Genomic DNA, 5,700 nt, shown 5'->3' with positions numbered 1-5,700 from the left:
CAACACCCAGCACCGTCCGACGAGCAACAGCCGTACGAGTAACAGCATCAAACAGCTTCTTCGAGTTCACGATGGAATTCCTTCCAACTCGGGGGAAATCCAATGGGGGAAAGAGGTGCTCCGCCCCGGGGGGATGTGGCGGAGCACCAGCATTGGAGAGGTACGACCTCGCGCTACCCAGGCCCCGAGATCCAGGGGCGGTGCTGCGGGCGTACCGGGGATGTAACCGAGGCCGACCGCCGATCATTCCGGGCCCGGGGTGGGGCCGGTCACCCCCGGCGTGCGGGGGCGCTACCGCGGTCGTGCGGGTATGTCCAACGACCCGCACCCGCCCGGCATTCCGGCCACCGGCCCGCCGTGCCGGCCGAGCCGGTGGCTCCCGTCACCGCCCGAACCGGACATCCGGCTCGACCGGGCCGGCCCGGTGCACCCGGACCAGCCGGTACGCGATGACCAGGTACGGCACGGCGAAGGCCGCGAAGGTCGTCGCATGCCCGGTCAGGCTCGCCAGCACACCGTAGGTGCCGTACACCCCGATCGTGGTGAGGTCGGTGGCGACGCCGCCCAACGAGGTCACCGTGGCCCGGCTGGGTCCGGCGATGCGTTCCTGTAGGCGCGCGTCCGCAACCACGCTGGCCAGTTGGAACACGCCGAAGGAGGCCGCGACCAGGACGATCCCCGCGGCCCCCCCGATCGTCGCACCCGACGCGAGCGCCACCGCGGCGCCCGCCAGGAGCGCGGCGTACCCCGTCGCCGGCAGCCGCCCGCCCGCCCCGGCCAGCAGGCCGCCGAGTGCGGCGGCGGCCCAGACCAGTACGAGCAGCAGCGGCACCCGCTCCGGCGCGACGCCGTCGTCGCGCAGCAGCAGCGGCGTGTACTCGTCGAGCGCGCCCCAGACCGCGGAGACCACGGCGAGCAACAGCACCGCGTGTCGCACCGGCCGGGAGCGGCGCGCCTCGGCCAGGCCGGCGCGCAGCGCGGCGACGTACCCGAGTTGCCCGTCGTCCGGCGCCGGCTCAGCCGCGCCGGGCGGGGCCCCTCCCCCGACGGCGTCGACCGCGACGCCGCCGGCGGGACCGGAGTCGGGCGCGACGGGACCGGAGTCGCGCGCGGCGGCGCGGTGCTCCGGGAGCGCGAACCCGAGCGCCGCGGTGAGCAGGCAGGCGAGGACGCTGGCGGCGCCGACGGCCGGGTAGCCGCCGGCCGCGAAGACCGGCGCGGCCAGCGCCATGGCGAGCACCACGCCGAGCATGCCGGCGGCCCGGGCCCGACCCATGATCCGGGCGTACCGGCCGGCGGCGCCGACCCGGTCGAGTTCGGAGTAGACGAGCGCCTCGAGCGCGCCGGAGGCCAGCGCCTCCTTGACGCCCCAGAGGACGAACCCGGCCGCGAAGGACCAGTACGCCGGCACGGCGACCCAGAGTCCGAAGCCGACGGCGCTCAGCAGCGGCCCGAGGCCGAGCAGCAGCCGCCGGGAGACGGCGTCGGCCCAGGCGCCGGAGGGCACCTCCAGCACCACGCCGGTGAGCGACCAGAGGACGAAGAGGGAGGAGATCTGCCAGGTCGAGAGGCCGGTGTCCGCGAACAGCAGGGCGTACACCGGGTAGAGCAGGACGAGGCTGTCGAGGAGGGAGTAGCCGGCGAGGATCGCGGCGAGTCGCCGTACCCGCAGCTCGGGCGGGCGCCGGAGAGAAATGGTCATGAGGCCTTCCCACGGGAACCGGATGGACGTCGGGCGCACGACGTCCCCGGCGGCCCGCGGCGGCGGACCGTGGAGCGGCCTCGGTGGCTGGATCAATGTCGCCAGGTCATGTCCGGGAGCCTAGTCGCCGCGCGCCGCCCCGCCCAGGCACTTTCCGCCGCACCGTGGCCGGCGGTCGGCCCTCGCCGAGGGCCGACCGCCGGTCGGGCATCACCGCACCACTCGCGGCGCGGCGTCAGCACATCGCTCGCGGCAGCGCGGCACCGCGTCACCCCGCCTCACCGCGTCACTCGCGGCAGCGCGGCACCGCGTCACCCGCGTCGTGGCCTCACCTGATCCGGTACGCGTGCACGATCGTCTGGCTCACGCTGTTGCCGGCGGTGTCGGTGCTGCCGGCCCGCAGCGAGACGAACCCGGCCTTCGCGGGATGCCGCACCCTGGCGACCCCGCCCCGCACCTCGGCCCGCTGCCAGGTCGCGCCGTCGTCGTACGAGACCTCGACCGTCAGGCTCCGCACCCGGCCGCCCGACGCCCCGTACTGGCGCTCGACGCTCACCGGGATCTCGAACGCCCGGCCGGCCGGGGCCGAGTTGTCGGCCGCGAGCCGGGGCGTGAACCGCACCGCGGAGACGGGCAGCCGTACCGGCTCGTCACCGTCGACGTGCCCGGAGCGGAACGTCCAGACCCCGCTGACCCGCGTGGAGAGGTCACCGACCGAGCGGGTGTCGGCCACCTCCAGCCGGTAGTCGGCGGCCCCGGCGGGCACCTCGAAGTCACCGTAGCCGGAGGCGTCGGTCTCGCCGACGAGCGCGCCGTCGCGGTAGAGCGCGGTTCGGGACGTGTCGGTCCGGGAGAAGCCGATGTGGCCGGCCCGGTCCGAGTAGAGCGGCAGGTCCACGTGCAGCAGGTCGCCCAGCCGGGCGGCCCAGTAGGCGCGGGCCCCGCCGTCGGGAAGGGCCAGGCCGAACGGGGCGTGGTTCCACTCGTCGCGGTACTCCCGCCCGGAGCGGTACCCGGTCGGCCCCGACAGCAGGACGGTCCGGGGCACCAGCCAGCCGTCCTCGTCGTACGTACCGAAGTCGACCTCGGAGGTCCAGCGCACCCGGTCGGTGCTGTGGTACTCGATCCGCCGGCCGGAGGAGGGCAACGGCAGGACCGCCGCCGAGCCGCCCATGTCGGGGTCGAAGACCGGGAAGACGACCCGCTCGCCGCTCAGCCCCGGCACGGCGGAACCGAACTCCTGCCGTACGGTGGCCAGGTCGCGGGCCTGGTAGTGGCGTTCGTATCCGGTCGGCAGCCGGCCGGCGAAGGATTCGCCGAGCGCGTACAGGTAGGGGCTCTCCGCCGCCGTCCCGCCCGCGCCGGGCCGCGCCCACTGGCTGGTGATCGAGCTGGTGAACCCGGCGACGGTCCGTGCCGGCCCGAGTTGCGCGACGAACAGGCCGTCCGGGCTGCCGGAGAGCAGGCTGATGCCGATGTTGGCGGCCTCGGTCCGGTGCAGGTAGGAGACGTCGGCCAGGAGCGCCTCGGCGGTCGGGTCGGGCACCGACAACGCGACCGGGCGGCCGGCCCGCGCGTCGACGGTGATCGCGGCGTCGGCGGTGACGTTCAGCGTGGGCCGCACCAGGAGGGTCCCCTCGCCCTCCGTGTCGCTGCGCGCCGTGAAGATCACCGCGGTCAGGTTGTACGTGCCGCGCGGCACCCGGACCTTGGCCACGCCGCCGTCGAATGTCGGCGTCACGATCCCCCCGTCGTCCAGTCCGAAGAGGAGTACGTCGCCGAACTCGGGCACCCCGCCCGTGCCGTCGAACATCGTGAGGTCCAGGTCGTAGCTCTCGACCTCCTTGTTGACCGCGATCGGGGTGGTCACCACCGTGCTGCCGGCGGTGGCGAGCAGGCTGCCGGAGTAGTAGCCGTCGGGGCCCGTACCGGCGGTGTTCGCGACGACGCTCACCTCGGCGTCACCGCCCGCCGGTACGGTCACCGTGCCGGCGCTGGGCGTGAAGGTCTCGGCCGGCGCCGCCTTGCCGTCCGGACCGAGGGCCTGGACGGAGAGGGCGAACGTGATCGGGGCGCTGCCCGGGTTGTGGTAGCGAACGGTCCGGGTGATCGGGGCGTCGTCGCCGTGCGGCCAGGTGGCCCGCCCGAAGGAGAGGCTGACCGGGTCCGTGGTGACGTCGCGGGCGATGGCGGCGGCCACGTCGACGCGGCCCGCGCCCTGCTCGTACGCGGACAGCCCGGCCGTGGGCTTCGCCGAGCCGACGAGGATCGACTTGAGCCGCCGGGCCGTCCAGTCCGGGTGGCGCTGCGCGAGCAGGGCCACCGCCCCGGCGACGTGCGGGGTGGCCATCGAGGTCCCCGAGGCGGCGACGTAGTGCTCGTCCACCGGCGCGCCCAGCATGGTGCCGCTCGCCCGGGCCGCGACGATGTCGACGCCCGGGGCGGTGAGGTCGGGCTTCACGGCGTCGTCGCCGGCCCGCGGGCCCCGGCTGGAGAAGTCGGCGAGCTGGTCCTCGCGGTCGACGGCGCCCACGGCGAGGGCCGCGTCGGCGCTGGCCGGCGAGCTGATCGTGCCGGCCTGGTCACCGGCGTTGCCGGCGGCGACCACGAAGAGGGTGCCGTACTGCTCGGTGAGCGAGTTGACCGCCTCTTCCACCGGATCGATTCCCGGGCCGTCGGCGCCGCCGAGGCTCAGGTTGACAGCGGTGGCGTGCTTCTCGGCCGCCGCCCACTGCATGCCGGCGAGGATGGCCGACTCCTCGCAGAAGCTGGAGCCGCAGACCTTGCCGGCGACCAGAGTGGCGTCCGGGGCCACGCCCTTGTACCGGCCGCCCGAGGCCGCGCCGCTGCCGACGATGGTGGAGGCGACGTGGGTACCGTGGCCCACGCCGTCGGTGGCGTCCGGCGCCTCGGAGAAGTTGACCGCCTCGGCGATTCTGCCGGCCAGGTCGGGGTGGGTCGCGTCGACGCCCGTGTCGAGGACCGCGACGGTGACACCCTTGCCGGTGTACCCGGCCTGCCACGCGGCCGGTGCGCCGATCTGCGGCACACTGTGGTCGAGCGAGATCTGCCGCTGCCCGTCGAGCCAGATCCGGTCGACGCCGCCGGCGGTGTCGGCGCGCAGGGCGGCGGTACCGGCGGTGATCCGGGCCCAGAACTCGCCGGCGCGGGACTTGTCGGCGCGTACGGCGGCACCGCCGACGGCGGGCAGGTCGCGTACGACCCGGGCGCCGGTGGCCGCGAACGCGTTGCCGGCGGTCCGGGCGGCACCGGGCCGGTACCGCACGATCAGCGGTACGGTGTCGCGGGCCCCGTCGTGGTAACCGGCGCGGACCAGCCCGGCCACGTCGAAGAGTCGCCGGTCGAGCTTGCCCGCCTGGACGAGGCGCTGGGCGTCGCTCGGTACGACGTAGACGGTGCCGTGGTCGCGGCGCACCAGAAAGCGCACGTGCTCGCGGCCCTTCGCCGGCCGTACGGCGATCCGCTCGGCGTCGGCGGAGGCGAGCGAGACGCGGTCGCCGGTGAGCAGGGTGACCCGCAGCGGCATGGCTCCACCGGTACGCGGGACCGTCGCGTCGCGGTCGGCTCCCGGCGCAGCGGCACGACGGGCGGCCGAGGCTCCCTGCCCCGCGCCGAGCACCAGTACGGCGCCGATCAGCGCCGCCAGCGCCTTCCTTCCTGGACTGTTACTGATCTTCCGTGGTGAATACACGAGACCTCCCCTGGCCGGCGCCGCACCGACGCCGGGTCCCCGGGTGGGACCTCCAGAGGATCGCAGGCCGCCTATCCGCTCCGTTGCCCGCAACGCCCACGCCGACGATTCCTTCACAATTCATTCGCATTTAGGTGAGCGGTTTTCATAACCGGCTGCCCGGTCAAGGGGATTAGCGGACACGCAAAAGGCCCGGGCCGGGTTCCCCGCGGTGGGGAACCCGGCCCGGGCCGGTCAGCCACTCAACCAAGCCTGCACGGTGGGAAACAAGCGTCCTGGACCAGGT

2 protein-coding genes are annotated in these 5,700 nt (G+C 74.5%); both read right to left on the bottom strand.

The annotated features are described in order from the left end of the window. Positions 1 to 382: 382 nt before the first annotated feature. Positions 383 to 1,702 carry an MFS transporter gene (locus tag AB0J86_RS38675; RefSeq protein ID WP_363863847.1) on the bottom strand — a complete coding sequence of 440 codons (1,320 nt, stop codon included), beginning with the start codon at positions 1,700 to 1,702 and terminating at the stop codon, positions 383 to 385. Between the two features lie 328 nt (positions 1,703 to 2,030). Further along, on the bottom strand, positions 2,031 to 5,414 hold the full coding sequence (locus AB0J86_RS38670) for a S8 family serine peptidase (protein WP_363863844.1): 3,384 nt from the start codon (positions 5,412 to 5,414) through the stop codon (positions 2,031 to 2,033). Positions 5,415 to 5,700 lie beyond the last annotated feature (286 nt).

The sequence above is a fragment of the Micromonospora sp. NPDC049559 genome (genome assembly GCF_040676675.1).
Classification (GTDB): Bacteria; Actinomycetota; Actinomycetes; order Mycobacteriales; family Micromonosporaceae; genus JBFAPK01.
This window is presented reverse-complemented; position numbering and strand designations above follow the sequence as displayed.